The organism is Paraburkholderia sp. MM5482-R2, assembly GCF_050436125.1.
GTDB lineage: Bacteria > Pseudomonadota > Gammaproteobacteria > Burkholderiales > Burkholderiaceae > Paraburkholderia > Paraburkholderia tuberum.
This window is the reverse complement of the sequence record NZ_JBNDLP010000004.1, coordinates 854,270-871,556: the sequence shown is the minus strand read 5'-3', so window position 1 is coordinate 871,556 and position 17,287 is coordinate 854,270. Positions and strand designations below refer to the sequence as shown.

At 60.7% G+C, this 17,287-nt stretch carries 12 protein-coding genes and 1 pseudogene; 7 read left to right on the top strand and 6 right to left on the bottom strand.

Annotation, left to right across the window (positions count from 1 at the left end; genetic code table 11):
• Nucleotides 1-617: 617 nt before the first annotated feature.
• Entirely contained in the window at nucleotides 618-2,339 is a 1,722-nt protein-coding gene (locus tag OKW37_RS40050) for a dihydroxy-acid dehydratase (protein WP_429402545.1), read from the bottom strand.
• Nucleotides 2,340-2,544: 205 nt separating this feature from the next.
• Between OKW37_RS40050 and OKW37_RS40045 the strand changes: the two genes are divergently transcribed.
• The 3 genes from OKW37_RS40045 (at nucleotide 2,545) to OKW37_RS40035 (ending at nucleotide 7,491) form a co-directional block, all read left to right on the top strand.
• Nucleotides 2,545-5,310: an MGH1-like glycoside hydrolase domain-containing protein gene (locus tag OKW37_RS40045; RefSeq protein WP_429402506.1), complete on the top strand. Its 2,766-nt coding sequence runs from the start codon at nucleotides 2,545-2,547 to the stop codon at nucleotides 5,308-5,310.
• Nucleotides 5,311-5,480: 170 nt separating this feature from the next.
• On the top strand, nucleotides 5,481-6,803 hold the full coding sequence (locus tag OKW37_RS40040) for a DUF2254 domain-containing protein (protein ID WP_429402507.1): 1,323 nt from the start codon (nucleotides 5,481-5,483) through the stop codon (nucleotides 6,801-6,803).
• A gap of 10 nt (nucleotides 6,804-6,813) precedes the next feature.
• Nucleotides 6,814-7,491 (top strand): carbonic anhydrase, encoded by a 678-nt coding sequence (locus OKW37_RS40035; RefSeq protein ID WP_429402546.1) that lies wholly within the window; start codon nucleotides 6,814-6,816, stop codon nucleotides 7,489-7,491.
• 199 nt (nucleotides 7,492-7,690) lie between these two features.
• On the opposite strand, the gene OKW37_RS40030 is transcribed toward OKW37_RS40035, so the two are convergent.
• A complete protein-coding gene (locus OKW37_RS40030) occupies nucleotides 7,691-9,088 on the bottom strand; it encodes an MFS transporter (RefSeq protein WP_429402508.1) in 1,398 nt (465 codons plus the stop codon).
• Between the two features lie 112 nt (nucleotides 9,089-9,200).
• Here OKW37_RS40030 and OKW37_RS40025 point away from each other — a divergent pair, with 112 nt between their 5' ends.
• Nucleotides 9,201-10,073 (top strand): LysR family transcriptional regulator, encoded by an 873-nt coding sequence (locus tag OKW37_RS40025; protein ID WP_429402509.1) that lies wholly within the window; start codon nucleotides 9,201-9,203, stop codon nucleotides 10,071-10,073.
• 270 nt (nucleotides 10,074-10,343) lie between these two features.
• On the opposite strand, the gene OKW37_RS40020 is transcribed toward OKW37_RS40025, so the two are convergent.
• The 3 genes and pseudogenes from OKW37_RS40020 to OKW37_RS40010 form a co-directional block, all read right to left on the bottom strand.
• Nucleotides 10,344-11,012, bottom strand: a complete 669-nt coding sequence (locus OKW37_RS40020) for a LuxR C-terminal-related transcriptional regulator (protein WP_429402510.1) — start codon at nucleotides 11,010-11,012, stop codon at nucleotides 10,344-10,346.
• A gap of 18 nt (nucleotides 11,013-11,030) precedes the next feature.
• A pseudogene (locus OKW37_RS40015) lies at nucleotides 11,031-11,937 on the bottom strand (S1C family serine protease).
• Nucleotides 11,938-12,178: 241 nt separating this feature from the next.
• On the bottom strand, nucleotides 12,179-12,388 hold the full coding sequence (locus OKW37_RS40010; protein WP_084754273.1) for a hypothetical protein: 210 nt from the start codon (nucleotides 12,386-12,388) through the stop codon (nucleotides 12,179-12,181).
• Nucleotides 12,389-12,551: 163 nt separating this feature from the next.
• Between OKW37_RS40010 and OKW37_RS40005 the strand changes: the two genes are divergently transcribed.
• Both OKW37_RS40005 and OKW37_RS40000 read left to right on the top strand, forming a co-directional pair.
• Nucleotides 12,552-12,974, top strand: coding sequence for an ACT domain-containing protein (locus OKW37_RS40005; RefSeq protein WP_184068433.1), 423 nt, complete (start codon nucleotides 12,552-12,554; stop codon nucleotides 12,972-12,974).
• 251 nt (nucleotides 12,975-13,225) lie between these two features.
• Nucleotides 13,226-13,621 (top strand): hypothetical protein, encoded by a 396-nt coding sequence (locus OKW37_RS40000; RefSeq protein WP_429510123.1) that lies wholly within the window; start codon nucleotides 13,226-13,228, stop codon nucleotides 13,619-13,621.
• Between the two features lie 12 nt (nucleotides 13,622-13,633).
• Here OKW37_RS40000 and OKW37_RS39995 read toward each other — a convergent pair whose 3' ends face one another.
• Nucleotides 13,634-16,387: a UPF0182 family protein gene (locus OKW37_RS39995; protein WP_429401756.1), complete on the bottom strand. Its 2,754-nt coding sequence runs from the start codon at nucleotides 16,385-16,387 to the stop codon at nucleotides 13,634-13,636.
• A gap of 296 nt (nucleotides 16,388-16,683) precedes the next feature.
• Between OKW37_RS39995 and OKW37_RS39990 the strand changes: the two genes are divergently transcribed.
• Nucleotides 16,684-17,268: a glutathione binding-like protein gene (locus tag OKW37_RS39990; protein ID WP_090811025.1), complete on the top strand. Its 585-nt coding sequence runs from the start codon at nucleotides 16,684-16,686 to the stop codon at nucleotides 17,266-17,268.
• The last annotated feature ends 19 nt before the right edge of the window (nucleotides 17,269-17,287 follow it).

Below are 17,287 nucleotides of genomic sequence, written 5' to 3'. Positions count from 1 at the left end.
TGCGCGTCTTCTTTCGACGGGCCGACTGAATGCCGGTAGTCGAGCGCATAAGCCCGAAAATTTCCCTCAGACAATGCAACTCCGCTTTGCTAGTAAGTTTTTGGCAAGCTTCACAACTTGACCGAGGAAGAACACAGTCGCCTTTCAGGCCAGCCGGTATGACGTGTTCGTCGGTCAGCGTTCCGGTCGCATTACAGTAGATGCAGCGGCCGGGCGGCGAAAAGCGGGTGAGCGTATCCATGCTCGACACGAGCCTCCTGGCAGGGAATCGCGTGAATGGTTCATTGTGCCTATGAATGCCGTCATTCACCATACGTCGACGCGAAAGGCAGCTTCGGGTCGACACTCGACGATGGCGCCGCCATCGAACAGGCTGCGGCGGATGGTCGGTTGAACCGGCTCGTAGTCCGCAACCCAGCGGGACCCGATACCCCCTACATTTCGCTTCTTTTCCCCGGTGATCTGCTGGGTCGCCTCGAAACACTGTGGCCCAGGCAATCCGCAATCTTCGACGACACCTCCGGCGAGGGACGAACTCTTCGTCGATTGCGCTTGATCAGGCGCAGAACAGATCGAGTCGCGCGGGCGCTTCGGTCAGGGAGTAGAAAAAGCACCCGCTACTTAAGCTCTTCGGAAGGAAACGCGGTGAGAAAATCAAAGTCGCACCCTGCCGCGGCAGAGAGCACGTGATCGTGATAGAGCCGCTGGTAACCGCGCGCATACATCCCTTCCGCCGGACGAATCTCAGCGGCACGACGCGCCAGTTCGACCTCGTCAACCAGTAGATCGATCCGCTTGTCCCGCGCCGAGAGCCGGATCCGATCACCGTTGCGCACCAGCGCCAGCGGGCCACCGAGCGCCGCTTCTGGCGTCACGTGAAGCACGATGGTCCCGTACGCCGTGCCCGACATGCGCGCATCGGAAATCCTCACCATGTCCTTCACCCCCGCCCGTGCAAGTTTCTGCGGGATCGGCAGATAGCCGGCCTCGGGCATGCCTGAAGCACTGCGCGGCCCCGCGTTCTGCAATACGAGAACGTCGTCCGCGCGAACGTCCAGACCCGGGTCGTCGATGCGCGCGGCCAGATCTTCGAGCGAGGTAAATACCACGGCACGCCCTTCGTGTTCGAGCAGTTCGGGAGTAGCGGCGGCGCGCTTCAGAACCGCACCGCCGGGCGCCAGACTCCCGTTCAGAACAATCAGCCCGCCATCGGGACTGACCGGTTTCTCCGTCGAGCGGATCACGGCCGTATCGATCGGATCGGCAAGCGGCCTGTTCAAACGCTCCTCGAGACTGTGCCCGGCGATATCGCGACAAGTCAGATCGAGTTGGGGCATCAGTCCGCGCAGAACGCCCTCCAGCCCGCCGGCTGCATGGAAATCCTCCATGTAACCGTTGCCTACCGGCTTGAGATCCACGAGTACGGGCGTTTCATCAGACAGCCGGTTGAACTCGTCGTAATCGATCTTCAGTCCGATACGACCAGCAATCGCCGCCAGATGAATCACGGCGTTGGTCGAACCGGAGACCGCGAGCAGCACGCGCAAGGCATTGCGCACCGACGCGGGCGTCACGATCTCGGCCGGTTTCGGTCCGCCATTGAGGGCCATGCGCGCAACCAGCGCTCCGGTTTCTTCGCAATTGCGCAGACGATCCGCGTGCACGGCCGGAATCGCCGCCGAACCGGGCAGCATCATGCCCAGCGTTTCCGCGATCAGCGCCATGGTTGACGCCGTGCCCATGACCGCACACGTTCCCGCCGTGACGGCCAGACGCCCCTCCACTTGCCTGATCTCCTGCGCCGAGACTTTCCCCGCGCGGAAATTCGACCAGAAGCGCCGGCAGTCTGTGCACGCGCCAAGCCGCTCGCCGCGATGTCGCCCGGTCATCATCGGACCGGCCACCACCATTGCGGCGGGCCGCTCCGCGGAGATCGCGCCCATCAACATCGCCGGCACGGTTTTGTCGCATCCGCCGAGCATCACCACCGCATCCATCGGCTGGGCACGAATCATTTCCTCGACGGCCATCGCCATCAGATTGCGATAGACCAGCGAAGTCGGCGAAAGGAAGACCTCGCCAAGCGACATCACCGGAAATACGACCGGCAATGCGCCCGCCGCGAGCACGCCGCGTTCGACCGCCTTGATCATTTCGGGAAAGTGGCGATGGCAGTTATTGAAACCGCTCTCCGAGGTGCAGATCCCGACGATCGGCTTGTCGAGCGATTCGCCGGTGTAGCCCATCGATTTGGCAAACGACCGGCGCAGATAGCGCGCGAAGTCGTGATCACCGTAGTTCGTCAGGCCATTGTCCAGACCACGCGATTTTTGATTCATGTCCAGTTCCTTACGATCAGGCGATGCAGCGCGGATATAGCGAAAGAAAACGTCAGATGAAACCAGGAGCGAGGCGGCCTCCGACCTCGATAAGTCTAAACGACGCCTATCATCCAGATACCGCCCGGCGCCGCACGCGTGACGGGATGGGCGGGGACTCACGCACTGAACGTGTTCGACGGTCGATCCCGGTTTGGGAGGTCACATGTCATCGCTACGCGCAAACGATCTGCTCCATTCGAAGGAAGGGTTCCGTCTGCATGGCCAGGACCTCGACTGCTGGCGCCGCTGGGGGCCTTATCTGAGCGACCGGCAGTGGGGCACCGTTCGCGAAGACTACAGCGACTACGGAACCGCATGGGAGTATTTCCCCCACGAGCATGCGCGCAGCCGCATGTACCGCTGGGGCGAGGACGGCATTGCCGGATTCGGCAACGACCCACTCGACTGGTGCGTGTCGCTCGCGCTCTGGAACGGGCGCGACCCCATCCTGAAGGAGCGGCTGTTTGGCTTGACCAATGCGCAAGGCAATCACGGCGAGGACGTGAAGGAGCTTTACTTCTATGTCGATGGCACGCCGACGCACTCGTACATGAAGATGCTGTACAAATACCCCCACGATGCGTACCCGTATCAGGACCTGATCGAGGAAAACGGCCGGCGCGGCGCCGATCAGCCCGAATACGAAATCCTCGATACGGGCGTGTTCGACGACGATCGCTATTTCGACGTCTGGATCGAGTACGCGAAGCACACACCCGACGACATCGTGATGCGCGTAACCGTCGAAAATCGCGCGGATCAGCCCGCGCCACTCCATGTGCTGCCGCTCTTCTGGGCGCGCAACCGCTGGGCGTGGTCAGGCAAGCCCGGCAAGCCGTCGCTCACGCTCGAGCCGGAGTCCGCCGAGGGCGCGCGCGTGATCGCGCACAATCCCGCGCTGGGCACGATGATCGTCACGGCCTCGGCGCCGCAGCCGATCGAATGGCTGTTCTGCGAAAACGAAACCAACGTCCGCCGCCTTTTCGGCATCGCCGGCGCAGGCCCGTTCAAGGATGGCTTCAACGATTACCTCGTCGATGGCGAGGAGCACGCGATACGCGGCGACGCAGGCACCCGCGCCGCCGCGCATCTGGCCCTGTCGCTCGCGCCGCACGAGCGCGCGGTGCTGTATCTGCGCTGGCGTCCGGCGGCACTATCGGGCATCACGCGCGACGACGCGCCGCTCGACTTCGAAGCGCTGTTCGCGCGCCGGATCGCGGAGGCCGATGAGTTCTACGCCGCGCTCCAGCACGACATCAGCGACGCCGACGCGCGGCTCGTGCAACGCCAGGCGCTCGCCGGCATGTTATGGACGAAGCAGTATTACCAGTTCGACGTGACGCGCTGGCACGACGGCGACCCCGGTCAGCCGAAGCCGCCGAAAGGACGCCGGCACGGGCGCAATGCCGACTGGCGGCATATGTGCAACGGCGACGTCGTTTCGATGCCGGACAAGTGGGAGTACCCGTGGTACGCGTCCTGGGATCTCGCGTTTCATGCGGCCGCGTTCGCGATGGTGGACCCCGACTTCGCGAAGAAACAGCTGCTGTTGCTCGTGAAGGAACGGTACATGCATCCGAACGGGCAGTTGCCCGCCTACGAATGGGCATTCGGCGACGCGAATCCGCCCGTTCATGCATGGGCGACGTGGCGCGTGTACGAACTCGATCGTGAAGTCACGGGCGTCGGTGACCACAAGTTTCTCGAGGTGATGTTCCACAAGTTGCTGCTGAACTTTTCGTGGTGGGTCAACCGCAAGGATGCAGAGGACCGCAACATCTTCCAGGGCGGCTTTCTCGGGCTAGACAACGTCGGCATCTTCGACCGCTCTTCCCCGCTGCCGACTGGCGGCCGCATCGACCAGGCGGACGGCACCGCCTGGATGGCCTCGTATGCGCTCGACCTGATGCAGATCGGACTCGAGCTCGCGATGACGAACAACGCGTACGTCGAAATCGCGGTGAAGTTTTTCGAGCATTTCCTGTATATCGCAGAAGCCGTCGGTTGCAGCGAAGGTTGCAGAACGGGGCTATGGGACGGACACGACGAATTCTTTTATGACGTACTGCATCTTCCAGACGGAACCCGTGTGCCGATGCGCGTTCGCTCGATCGTCGGCCTGATTCCGTTGTTCGCCGTGCATGTGCTCGAAGAACGCATATACGGCCACCTGCCCGGCCTGCGAGAACGGCTCGCGTGGTTTCTCGATCACCGGCCCAATCTGGCCAAACTCGTATCGCGTTGGACCGAACCCGGCAAAGGCAACACCACGCTGCTCTCGCTACTGCGCGGATACCGGATGACGGCACTGCTGCGCCGCGCGCTCGACGAAGACGAATTTCTGTCCGATCACGGCGTGCGCGCGCTGTCACGCGTGCATCGCGATACACCGTACGAGTTCGATCATGGCGGCGCGCATGTCTGCATCGCGTATCAGCCGGCCGAATCGGATTCGCGCGTATTCGGCGGCAATTCGAACTGGCGCGGGCCTGTGTGGATGCCCGTCAACTATCTGCTGATCGAATCGCTGTATGAATTCCATCGCTACTACGGCGACGAGTTCCGCATCGAATATCCAACGGGATCGGGCAACCGGTGCTCGCTCAGCGAGATCGCCGACGGTCTCGCGCGGCGTGTCACTACCCTCTTTCTCAAGGACGAGCACGGCGTGCGGCCCGTGATGGCGGCTTATCCGCAGTTGCAGGCCGACCCGCGCTCGTCTGATCTCGTGCTGTTCCACGAGTACTTTCACGGCGACAGCGGACGTGGCGTCGGCGCTTCGCACCAGACCGGCTGGAGCGGTCTCGTCGCGCTGCTGCTTCAGCCGCGTCTGATGAAGCTGGCCCACGTGGCGGCCGATGTCACTGCCGAAAAGGTGCCGGCAGGCGCGCCCGTCGCCGAAGACGCGCTGCCCGCGATGGCGCGATAGACGGGCATCGAAAATCCGCAATCGGTCGAGACGCGATTCCCGAAACTCTATGTCCTCGACCTATCGGACCAAAGTCTGATTGACCGACCTGAAGGTCACGTGCATCGTCAAAGGCGAACCGCGAACGTTTCGGCCTCCGCTGCCGCATGAATCGTAGGAAGAGCGCAAACATGGACTGGAACCGCTGGTACAGCTTGAAGAGTTACCTCAGATCTTCCCTGTGGACGGTACCGCTCGTCGCGGTGGCGATCTATGCCGTGGTAAAGCCGCTCACTGAAATGCTGGGAAGGTGGCTGATCGGACACGACATCCTCGATCCGAAAACGGGCCTTTTTGCGCTGTCCATGACTGGAGCGCGGTCACTTGTCGGCGACATCGTTTCCGCAGACCTGGCGTTTCTGGTGTTTACCTTCGGTTCGCTGCTCGTCGCAATCCAGGTCGCTGGTGGTCAATATACCCCGCGGATCATCGCGACGACCTTGCTGCGCGATAACGTGATCCGCAGCATCTCGGGATTGTTCGTATTCACGCTTCTGTTCGCCAACAGAACCCTGGGCTGGATGGGTGACAGCGAGGTGCACCAGCTTCAGGTATTCATTGCAGCGCTATTCGGATTCGCTTCTGTCGTCGCATTCCTTTTCCTGATTGATTATGCGGCGAAATGCCTGCGTCCAGTAAGCCTCGTGGCTCGGGTTGGGGAGCACGGGATCGCGGTCATCGAAAGCGTCTATCCCGACCCAGCGACGGGCCGAATCACCCCGCAGAGACTTGACCACGAGCGAGGCGTCCCTGGCCGCATTGTTCGCCATAGCGGTACATCCGGCATCGTTCTGGCCGTGAATCTCGAAAGACTTGTCGCCAAGGCGAGGCGCACTAACTCGGTTATCGAATTCGTGCCGCAAGTCGGCGACTTTGTCGCGGTGGACGAACCCTTGTTTTATTTGTACGGAGACTCTGACGCAATCGATGAAAACCGGCTGCGTACACTGGTTGCTTTCGGGACTGAACGCACGATGGAACAGGATCCTATGTTCGCGTTTCGCATCCTTGTTGATATTGCGCTGAAAGCGTTGTCGGCTGCGATCAACGATCCAACAACGGCCGTGTTGGCCATCGATCAGTTGCAGCGGCTATTGCGTGTAGTCGGAAAGCGGTCTTTGTACTCCGAAGAGATGACGGATAAGTCCGGACTTGTGCGCGTCATCTATCGAACGCCGAACTGGGAAGATTTCGTGCATATCAGTTTCCGCGAGATACGTCAGTACGGCGCGGGCAGCCTTCAGATCGCGCGGCGTCAGCGCGCGGCGATAGAGAATCTCCTTCAGTGCTTGCCGGAGCATCGTCACGACGCCTTGCGTGTCGAGCTGACCCTGCTGGACCGTGCGATCGGCTCGAAGCATCCATTTCCGGAGGACCTGGCGCTGGCCCGTATCCCCGACTCGCAAGGGCTTGGAGGCTCGGAAAGCTCGACAGCAAGGCAACCCGTCCTTTGAGAGGCAAACCATGCGAAAACTCATCATGGGCATCGTTGAATTCCGGGAGAAAATGCTGCCGCAATACGCGCAGCAGTTCAGCAAACTCGCGCTCGCGCAGACACCTGATGCGCTTTTCATAACGTGCTCGGACAGCCGGGTCGTGCCGGATCTGCTTGCATCGACCCATCCCGGCGATCTCTTTACGATGCGCAACGTGGGCAATCTGATACCACCGGCGACTGCGGAGGGCGTCTCTACCGGAGATCTTTCCGAGGCAAGCGCGATCGAATATGCCGTGCTGGTGTTGAAAGTCGCGAATATTGTCGTGTGTGGACATTCGGAGTGCGGCGCGATGAAGGCCGTGTTCTCCAGGAACGCCAAGATGAAATCGCCAAACCTCGATAAATGGCTATGCCACGCCAACAACGCAGCGTTTCGCCTCGAACAGGAAGGTCCGCTCGACGACAGCTTGAAAGCGCACGATCAATTGTCGCAACTCAACGTACTCGTGCAACTCGAGCACCTGATGACCTACCCGATCGTCCGCCAGCAGGTCACTGCCGGGGCACTCGTATTGAGCGGCTGGTGGTTCGAAATCGCGACGGGCGCCATGTACGCCTATGAGCGCACCAGCCGCTCATTCGCAGTCATCGATCGCACAATGGCTGATCGGATGATTGCGCGCCTTGCCGCACGGGCGAGATGACGGGTTGCGAAGCCCGCGACGGGACCGGCATGTCGCTAGCGACCAATGCAATCCCTGCGTCGCGATGCAGACGGCAAGTTCTGTTTCAATGTTCGCTCCGGCCATCAACGGGCATTCAGCTAAAATCCAGCGTGTCTGCTTACAGGCATACATGAGCCATTGCGGTTAACGCGCGACTGCACACCTGAAGAATCGGGTCTTATCTGTCAGAGGCCAGAATCCTGGAAGTGTTCTCAATGTGCACGGGCCGTGGCGTTCTGATTCCGTACAGGCACATCACGCTGCCGCACAGCAGGAGCACCGCAGCGGTCATGATGGAAAGATGCATACCTTGCATAAATGCATCAGGACGGTTATCGCGCACGAAAAACCCGAACACCGCCACCCCGAGCATGCCGCCTACCTGCCTCGCCGAGTTGAGCACTCCTGACGCGATACCCGAGCGGGAAGCATCCACGGATGACAGCGTGACGTTTGTCATGGTCGGCACCATTAAGGCAATGCCGCTTGCGGCTATGAGCATTGGCACGACCAGCATCCAGTACGAGCCGTCTACGCGAACCGGCAACAGCAGCAGATAACCCGACGCGGCAATCAGCATGCCGGCAATCATAAGTTTCTTTGCGCCGACGCGGTTGAGCAGCCGACCCGCCAGGATATTCACTGCCATCAGAACGACGGTCATGGGCAAAAACGCGAGGCCGGTCCACTGAGCTGATAACTGCTGCTCTATCTGAAAGAAGAGACTAAAAACAAAGATCAAGCCGTAGTAGGCAAAGTTCACGATGACGCCGGCGGCCGAGGCCGCAGAGAACGTAGTCGTTCGAAAAAGAGCCAATGGGAGCATGGGTTCCGTACGGCGTGACTCAAGCCACAGAAACGCCAAGGTGGCAACAACTGAGAACAGTAGCGCACCATAGACCAACGGATGATGCCATCCAAACCGGGCCGCTTCCGTGAGGCACACGGTCAGAGCGACGAGCGCCAGAATGGCCGCCACCTGGCCGGCAAGGTCGATGCTTCGGCTATGCGCGCGTGCGGCTGTCGCCGCATGACGGAGAGTAAGGCTCACGCCTGCAATTCCGATCGGCAGGTTAATCAGAAAAATGCTGCGCCAGCCCACGTGAGTCACCAGCAGCCCACCTAGCACAGGTCCTGCTGCAAGTGCAATTCCGCCTGCAGCACCCCACCAGCCCACCGCTCGGCTTCTTTGCTCCGTATCAGGGAACGCCTGGCGCAGCATAGCCAGCGAATTGGGCACCAACAGCGCGGCGCCCATGCCCTGTACGACGCGTGCAGCCACAAGAATCGGCAACGAGTACGCGATCCCACATGCAATCGATGCCACAGTAAAGACGGCGAATCCCGCAGTGAAGATTCGCTTTGCGCCGAAGCGATCACCTAAGGCGCCCGTGGTGAGAAGCAGCGACGCGAATGCCAGCGTGTACGCGTTGACAACCCATTGCAGGCCGGTCACGTCCGTGGTGAAACGGGCTCGCAAGGCGTCAAGAGCGACGTTTACAACGCTGACATCAAGCAAAACAACGACAAAGCCCAGCCCTGCGGCGGCGAGAGTGCCGCGTTGATCGCGGCTCATAGACATGCTCATCTGGAATGACCCTTATCGACTGAACGAGTCTCATGGTAGGCATGTCGCCTTTGTGCGAATATTCCCCAAAACCGCACACTATCCTTGAGAAATTGCACAGATGTTCGATTGGGAAAATATTCGTCATTTCCTGGCTGTCGCCCGCATCGGTACGTTGTCAGGGGCCGCGCGTGATCTGAAGGTAGATCACGCGACGGTGAGCCGACGCTTGAGCGCACTCGAGGACGAGGTCAAGACGCGCCTTGTCGAACGGCTCCCCAGGGCCTGCAAACTCACTCTCGCTGGGCAGCGCGTGTTCGAACTCGCGCAGGGAATGGAAGAGAACGCGTACGCGATTGAACGGTTCCTTGATGCCAGCCTATCCCCGCTGAGCGGCAAAGTCACGCTGAGCGCACCGCCGGTACTAGTGGCCAGTTTTCTGGTGAAGCATCTGGCGGAATTCCGGCTTGCAAATCCCGGCGTCCAGTTGTCTGTTTCTGGCCAGGCACGACAGGTTTCCCTTAGCCGAAGGGAGGCGGATATCGCCTTAAGGCTGGTTCGTCCGGAGGAAGCGACCAGCGTCGTACGCAAGCTAGGGCGTATGCCGTTCGACCTGTACGCGAGCAGGGACTATCCGCACCTGCACAATCCATCTGCATGGGAGTTCATCGTCTACGATGCCGGATTCGCGGACATGCCACAGCAGAGGTGGTTGATGAGCGTTGCAAGAGGGCGACCCATTGCTTGCGAAATCAGCGATATCACGGGCCACCTTGCAGCGACCCGAGCAGGCGCCGGCGTGGCTGGCCTCCCGTGCTTCCTGGCAGATACCGATGCGAATCTACAACGCGTCGCATACGACGGCGAACGGTTTTCGCGTGATATCTGGATGGCTGTGCATCGGGATTTGCGGCGTTCTCCGCAAGTACGGGCAGTGATGGACTTTCTGCTGAAAATCGTGGCGGAACATTCCGCCTTTACGATAGGCGGTTAGACGGCGGATGCCAAGGGCCGCCGCCGACGATCGAAATAGTACGGCTGGCACGGCAGATAGCCCATGCCACCGTGACCGTGCTCGAACGCGATGCGTTTCCGACAGCGGACACCTGGCGCAAAGGCGTCCCGCAGGGTCGTCACACTCATGGGCTTCTTGCCCGCGGCAGCGCGGTGCTCGAGGAATTCTTTCCCGGATATAACAGTGAGGTCGTCGTGGAAAGCGGCGGGGACGTCGTCTAGTGTCGTGGGTAGAGAAACGCGAGCTTGTCTATACCATGATGAATCCGTGCCGCATGCCGAGCATCACCGCTTCGGTGCGGTTGGTCGCACCGAGTTTGCCGAAGATTGACGAGAGGTGGAATTTCACCGTGTTGTCCGAGATGTCGAGGTGCCGCGCGATCTCCTTGTTGCCGAGTCCGTCGGCGAGCATCGCCAGCACTTCGATCTCTCGTAACGTCAAGGCTTCGAACGGTTCGCCGGCTCCCTTCTGGCGCGACGGTCTTGGTTCGGCCAACAGCCTTGCGAGGATGTCGGGCGTCAGCACGCAAAGGCCTGCGGCGACGGCTTCGATGGACACGACGATTTCAGCTGGCATCGCGTTGCGCGGCAGGATAGCCACCGCATCGGCGGGCAACGCATCGAAGATCCAGTCGCTGTCCGGGTCGTCGCTCAACAGGACGAGCGACGGTGACCCGGGCGAGAGTTCGAGTAGCGTCTTGAGCGCATCGCTCGCCTCCGGCGCGATGTCGGTGACGACCACATCCGGCACCGATCCGGCGAGGCAATCGACGAGCTTTTCGGCGTCGGGCGCGCTACCCAGGAACTCAAGTGCCGGGTTCGCCTCGACAAGCGCTTGCAGGCTAGCGCGGTCTTGCCACGATGCCGCAATCACTACGACCCGTAAAGGTGCCCTCCGTATCGTCTGTCCATCCGACATTTGGTCGCTTCCCGGACGTCACCTGCACGAATTCCGTTGGGGCCCGTTCGCCCACCGTTACCGAACACGCGTGGCGTTCGCCGCCTCGGATCAAGACGATATGCAACTGCTGCCCAATGCTTGCGGAGCCCAGCGCCGCACTTACGTCACCCATGTCGCGGCAAGGCTTGCCGTCCAGTTCGATCAGTACATCGCCTATCAGCACGCCCGCCTGCTCCGCAGGGCCGCCCGGCGCAAGCGAATTGATCAGCAATCCACTGCTGAACGACAGGTTCATTTTATTGACCCAGGCGTCCGGCAGGCCGACCCGCTGCGTGCCGACACCAAGGTAGCCCCGCGAGACGCGCCCTTTAGCCAACAGTTCATCGGTGACGCGCTCCACGGTCATCCCCGGAATCACGATGCCGGCGCCGCGCATCAGCGCCGAGGTGCAGATGCCGATGACCTGCCCGCGCATGTCCGCGAGGGCCGCCCCGGAGAAACCCGGGCGCAGACCGCCGTCCAGTCGCACGAACGCATCGAGTTGTCCGCCTTTCCACGTGCGCCAAGGACCACCTATGCTGCCGATCACGCCAAAATCAGCGCTGACGCCGGAATCGTCCGCACGTGCGACGGCGAGCGCAAGATGACCCGGCTTCAGTGAGTGGGCGTCGCCGGAACCGATCGGGTCGAGGTCCACGCCGTCCAGTTTCAGCACGCCGACGTCGGACCCCAGATCCAGGCCCGCGAGGACTGCGGCGACCGTACGGCCGTCGGTCAATGTGACTTCGATACCGTCCTCGCGCCTGAGGGTGTGTGCAGCCGTCACGACGACGCCACGTCGCCAGATTACGCCACTCGACGGCATGCGATGTCGGCCGTGTACTGCGACGACACTCCGCCCGACTCGCGCGACGATGTCTGCCAGATTGTCCGAGAGATCCATCAAAGGATTTCCGCTCGAGGATGTGGTTTCCATTTCAAGCCCCCTGTCAATTGCGTGCGACCTGCCAGTGCTTCGCGTCGACGTTTGCTCGCCTGTCCAGCTAGCGTTATGACGACGGGTTCACAATGACAGAACGACGGGGGGCGCACACCACCCAAATGGGTAGCCGGGTGGATGCAGCGCGGACTTCACGATGCAACGAGTCTGGTCTGCGACCAGCACGTCCCTGATCACACTGCGGTTAGCGCCGCCCGCTACGGCCCCATACATAGCGAACCCACCGCTGCCAGCGGCTTTGCGGTGGAGCGGGCGCGTGGCGCGCAGTCTGCGCTTCGCAGTCGCGCTGGACGGACTTCTGAACCTGTTCGTGGATCTGCCTCAAACTCATGCCGCCTGGGCCTTTCAGTTTGTCGGGATCGGTAGCAGGATCGCCATCGGGATCGTCTGTCATGAGAGTCGCCTGTTTGTGATGAGGCGACTTGATCTTGATACAGATGCTCGGTAGCAGCAAGTTGGACGCGGCTCGCCGACCGGCGCGTACTCCGACAGTCCTTGCCCGCGTGCCGTTCGTGAAGTAGATTTTTCTAATGAGGTTGGAGCCGGGAGGGACGGCCATGGAACTGAGCGTGGAACGGGTCGAGGTTTGGGCAGCTACCATCGACGATAAACCGGGAGGCCTTGCGAAGGTCTTAAGCGTCTTGCGGGATGCTGGTGTCGACTTGCAGTTCGTCGTGGCACGTCGAACGCCAGAGGCAGCGGGTAAGGGAGTCGTGTTTGTCGCTCCGCTAGAGGGAGAAAGTGTGATCCGTGCCGCCACACAGGCGGGGTTCAGCGTCAGCCCGAGCCTTCACTCCGTCCGTGTAATGGGTCTGGACCAGTTGGGCATCATCGCGCAATTGACCCAGACGTTGGCGGATGGGGGGATCAACCTTCGCGGCGTTTCGGCCGCTGTACTTGGCTCGCAGTTCATTGCGTATCTCGCGGTCGACTCGTTGGACGATGCCGAAAAGGCGATTGACCTTCTACAAAGGGCGTGAAGTACCCGTACCGGACTGCAAACACCGGCCTGGCTCTTGCTGACGAGGCAAGGGGGCCACTCTGTCTGACACGACTGCCGTCGACCATCTCAAATCCGTTGCGACAAAGCCGAGCGGCCATTTGAATGGCGAACGAAGCGCCGGGCATGGCGGCGAATCCCGTTGCCGGTAGGAGGTCGACAGTGATGAAGACACCGACGACCCGAAGGCGGGTGCTTTGGGCGCTCTCGCTTTGCATTATCGCGACTTGCATGGCAGTTGGCGGGGCATTGCTGTTCGAGCTGTCGGTGGTCGGCCGTGCCGTGAGCGATTTCCGCCGGGACGCGGCCCTGGCGCAAGCGGGCATCGCACGTGGCGAGCCGGCTACGTCCGAGGAGCGCATCAACCCGCCCTATCTGAAGCGATACGGGTTGGACCGTAACCTGTACAAGGACATTCACGGAAACTTTTCGCCAACGGGTGCTGACTGGCGCCAATGGGGGCTGCGAACCAAGGTCGCAGCCACTGTGTTGTGGCTGGGTCACGATCCACCGGGAACGTGGTGGACCTACGTTCAGATCAAGTGCGTCGATCGGTTTCCTCAAGCTCACGCCGACAGCGAGCCGATCGTCGATGTTGCCGACGCTTGCCTCGGCGAGCCGCATTGATCGTCCCGTTGGTCACTTCCGGTCATCGGAACGGCCAGCGCCGAGTGCCTCGAGCAACGGCCGGAGGGCATCCAGTTCCGCGCCGAAGCCGCTCCAGTCTCCCGCCTTCAGTCTCTCGATGGCGCGGTCATAGTGGACAAGTGCCTCTCTCGCGCGAGCGTCCACGGTGCCTCGGGCTGGCGATGCCGCTCGTGCGGTCTCACTGAAAAGCGCCGCCAGCGCCTCATCCAGAGTGTTCTCCATCACCACACGGTCCCCATACGCGGCAATCACCCGCTTCAACTCCGGCAACTGACCGGACGCCGCGCGCAAATAGAGCGGCGAAACGTAGAGGATCGAGTTCTCGATCGGCACGACCACGAGATGACCGCGAATGACGCGTGAGCCCATCTGGTTCCACAACGAGATCTGCTGCGAGATCTCGGTATTCTGCTGAATCCGCGCTTCGATCTGAAACGGCCCATAGATCAGCTTGTCCTTGGGAAAGGTGTACACGATGAGCTTGCCGTACCCGGGCGCATCGCATCGCGCCGCCAGCCAGGCAATCATGTTCTCGCGCTGGCTCGGCACCATCGGCAGCATGAGGATGAACTCGGCGCGTGCGTCGCCGGGGAGTCGCATGATCGTGTAATACGGCGGCATCGTGCTGGCGGTGCTTCCGCCATCCATTCCGACCAGCTCCTGGGGAAACTGCCACAGATCCTCGCGGTTGTAGAAGATCTCCGGCGCATCCATGTGATAGGCGCGGTAGAGCTGCGCCTGGATCAGGAACAGATCTTCCGGATAGCGGATATGCTTTCGCAGCTCCGGTGGCATCACGTCCAAAGGCTTGAACAAACCGGGGAAGATGCGCTCGTATGTGCGCAGGAGCGGATCGGCGGGATCGCTGACGTAGAAATCGACCGTGCCGTTATACGCATCGACCACGACCTTGACGGCGTTTCGGATGTAATTGGCGCCGTCGCCGAAACCCGGCCGGGAGTAAGGAAACCACCGGCTGACGGTGTAGGCGTCCTGGATCCAGAACAGGCGCCCATTGCTTGCGACGACATAGGGGTCATGGTCGAGAGTCAGGAATGGCGCGATCGTACGCACGCGGTCCTGAATGTTGCGATGAAGCAGGATCCGGCTCTTGTCTGTGATATAGCCGCTCAGCAGGATGTTCGGATCGTCGAGCTGCCAGGCGAACAGACTCCGGCGTGCCACACTGCCGATGCTGACGCCATCGCGCCCGCTATACGTCGTGTAGGCGTTAGTCGGCCGTTGGGGAAAGTCGAACTCCGCTACGTTGCCGTTCACGATGACGTAGTCTTGGCGGCCTTCGCTGAAATAAAGACGTGGTTCGCGAATGGCCGGGCCGCCGCTGGAGACTGGCGGAATATCGTGCAGATAGAAAAACGGTAAGCCTTCGGTGGATTTCTCGGTGACTGGCGACATCACGACGCCGATGCCGTGAGTAAAGATAAGGTGCAGGTTCACCCAGGTTTGGGCGTTGGTCGGAAGCATCGCCGGTTCCAGTTCACGCGCCGACAGCATTACCTGTCTGTATCCGGCGTCAAGCTGATAGCGGTCGATGTCCACCGAAATAAATTTGTAATAAGTCCTGATCTCCTGCAACTGTGCATAGGTATCCATCAGCGGTTGCACATCCCATAGCCGGATGTTGTCGATGGTCGCCCGATTGGCCTGCAGCGAGTCGAGAGTCAGTCCCTGCTCGGCCTCAAACGGTTTAACCTCGATCTTGGCGAGGCCGTAAGCCTGTCGCGTTAGCGCGATAGCGTGCTCGATATAGGGTGTTTCCAGTTTCAGCTCGCTCGGTTTGACATAGAAGCGCTGAAACAGCGACGGATAGATCACAGCGAATACAAACGAACTGCCGAATACGAGCAGCGCGAGAACGACGGGTTGCAGATGGCTCCGCCGGCGCATGTTGATCCAAAGGGCAACGGATGAGGCCGCGGCAAGGCCGACAAGCATCCACAGGACCGGCAACTCGACGTGGACATCGGTATAGCTGGCGCCGACCACGACGCCGTTGTCGCCATAGAGCAGCAGAAAGCGGTCGAGCCACCACGACCAGGCCTTCACCGCAAAGAACAAACCGAGCAGTGCCGAACCATGAGTGAGGGGGGCGGCCGAGAGCGTGCGTGGTGGCCGCTCCAGCGCGATGTCACCGCGCACCCCGTAGACAACGCCTGCCACGATCGCGCTCCAGAAGATTAGCTGCAGCAGCCAGTTCTTGAGTGCGACATACGCGGGGAGCGAGAACAGATAAAAGCCGATATCCCTGTCAAAGATCGGATCGCGTTCGCCAACAGGGACCTGATAAATGAAGCGAAGCGCGAGGTCCCAGCTCGAGACTTCGCTAGCGGCAATAACCAACCCCAGGACGACCGCGGCGCAGGCAATACTGGAGCGCCAGGGAATGTGCGGCGCGATCAGTTCAGACAATTCAACGGCAACTTCCGTCGGACCCGATGGATCAGCTGTTTGCGCTCGCAAGATATCGATGCGCCTCGCGTAACGATGCGCCAAAATCCCAGACAGCCATATCGCGCACGCCGAGACTGCGAACACCGCGGCAAACAGCAGCGCTCTCGCGCAGAGGATGGTCCAGAAAACGCCACCATAGCCGATCGAAGAGAACCACAGCCAGTTGACCAGGATGCCGGTGATGCGTCCGACGACAAGCAGGCCAACGATGACGGCCGTCACCGTGATTGCATAATGTCTCAGGCGCACGCCGGACTTCACTTCCGACCGCATGGTCTCTCCTGTGCTGGCCGTCGCCCTGCCCTGCTGCGATTGCGATCCGGGTTCGGATGGCTACATTAATTCAAGCTATCTGAAGCCGCTTCACGAACCATGACGAAAGACCCTTGTGGACGTGGCGCGAGTCAAAACGGACAGTGCCCGGCGCAGCGATGCGGCAATTATGCCAAAGTTCATCCATCGCAATCGACGCTCGACGTCGAACTCTCGTTCCAGGTGTCGACGGGCGGCGGCACGCCCTTTGCTGCGTTGAAACGGTTCAGTTCGTCTCACGTAAAGGGGCCCCTATCATGAAGCTCTATTATTCGCCTGGTGCCTGCAGCCTCGCCGACCATATCGCAATGCATGAGGCCGATCTCACTTTCGAAAGGATTCGCGTCGACTTGAAGTCCAAGGAGACCGAGACTGGGGAGCAGTTCAATCGGATCAATCCAAAGAGTTACGTCCCAACCCTCGAAATGGATGATGGTCAACGGCTTACCGAGAATATCGCGATTCTTTCGTGGGTCGCACAGCGCAAGCCTGCCCTTGCGCCGAATAGCGAACCCGGCAGCCTGCGCCTGCTCGAGATGCTCGCGTTCATTTCGACGGAAATCCACAAACAGTTCAGCCGTGTTTTCAAGCCCACTTCGGATGCTGAAGCAACGGCAGCGCGCGAGAAGCTCGGTCAACGCTTCCAGTTGATCGCCACCATGTTCAAGGGCGAATACCTGTTCGGCAGCGAAGCGAGTGTGGCGGACGCCTATCTGTTCACGATGCTGCTCTGGGCCAAAAAGGTAGGCATCGAAGTGCCGGAGAAATTGCGAAACTTTGCCGAACTGATGCGCGCGCGTCCGGCCGTCCAGCTTGCCATGAAGCACGAGGGACTCGACTGATGAAACACCGATCCTCGCC

What these genes read in the sequence shown, in the direction of transcription:
- OKW37_RS39990 (WP_090811025.1), top strand. Translation starts at nt 16,684, where the DNA reads ATGAAGCTCTATTATTCGCCTGGTGCCTGCAGCCTCGCCGACCATATC.
- OKW37_RS40045 (WP_429402506.1), top strand. Translation starts at nt 2,545, where the DNA reads ATGTCATCGCTACGCGCAAACGATCTGCTCCATTCGAAGGAAGGGTTC.
- OKW37_RS40005 (WP_184068433.1), top strand. Translation starts at nt 12,552, where the DNA reads ATGGAACTGAGCGTGGAACGGGTCGAGGTTTGGGCAGCTACCATCGAC.
- OKW37_RS40050 (WP_429402545.1), bottom strand. Translation starts at nt 2,339, where the DNA reads ATGAATCAAAAATCGCGTGGTCTGGACAATGGCCTGACGAACTACGGT.
- OKW37_RS40035 (WP_429402546.1), top strand. Translation starts at nt 6,814, where the DNA reads ATGCGAAAACTCATCATGGGCATCGTTGAATTCCGGGAGAAAATGCTG.
- OKW37_RS40040 (WP_429402507.1), top strand. Translation starts at nt 5,481, where the DNA reads ATGGACTGGAACCGCTGGTACAGCTTGAAGAGTTACCTCAGATCTTCC.
- OKW37_RS40030 (WP_429402508.1), bottom strand. Translation starts at nt 9,088, where the DNA reads ATGAGCCGCGATCAACGCGGCACTCTCGCCGCCGCAGGGCTGGGCTTT.
- OKW37_RS40000 (WP_429510123.1), top strand. Translation starts at nt 13,226, where the DNA reads ATGGCAGTTGGCGGGGCATTGCTGTTCGAGCTGTCGGTGGTCGGCCGT.
- OKW37_RS40010 (WP_084754273.1), bottom strand. Translation starts at nt 12,388, where the DNA reads ATGACAGACGATCCCGATGGCGATCCTGCTACCGATCCCGACAAACTG.
- OKW37_RS39995 (WP_429401756.1), bottom strand. Translation starts at nt 16,387, where the DNA reads ATGCGGTCGGAAGTGAAGTCCGGCGTGCGCCTGAGACATTATGCAATC.
- OKW37_RS40025 (WP_429402509.1), top strand. Translation starts at nt 9,201, where the DNA reads ATGTTCGATTGGGAAAATATTCGTCATTTCCTGGCTGTCGCCCGCATC.
- OKW37_RS40020 (WP_429402510.1), bottom strand. Translation starts at nt 11,012, where the DNA reads ATGTCGGATGGACAGACGATACGGAGGGCACCTTTACGGGTCGTAGTG.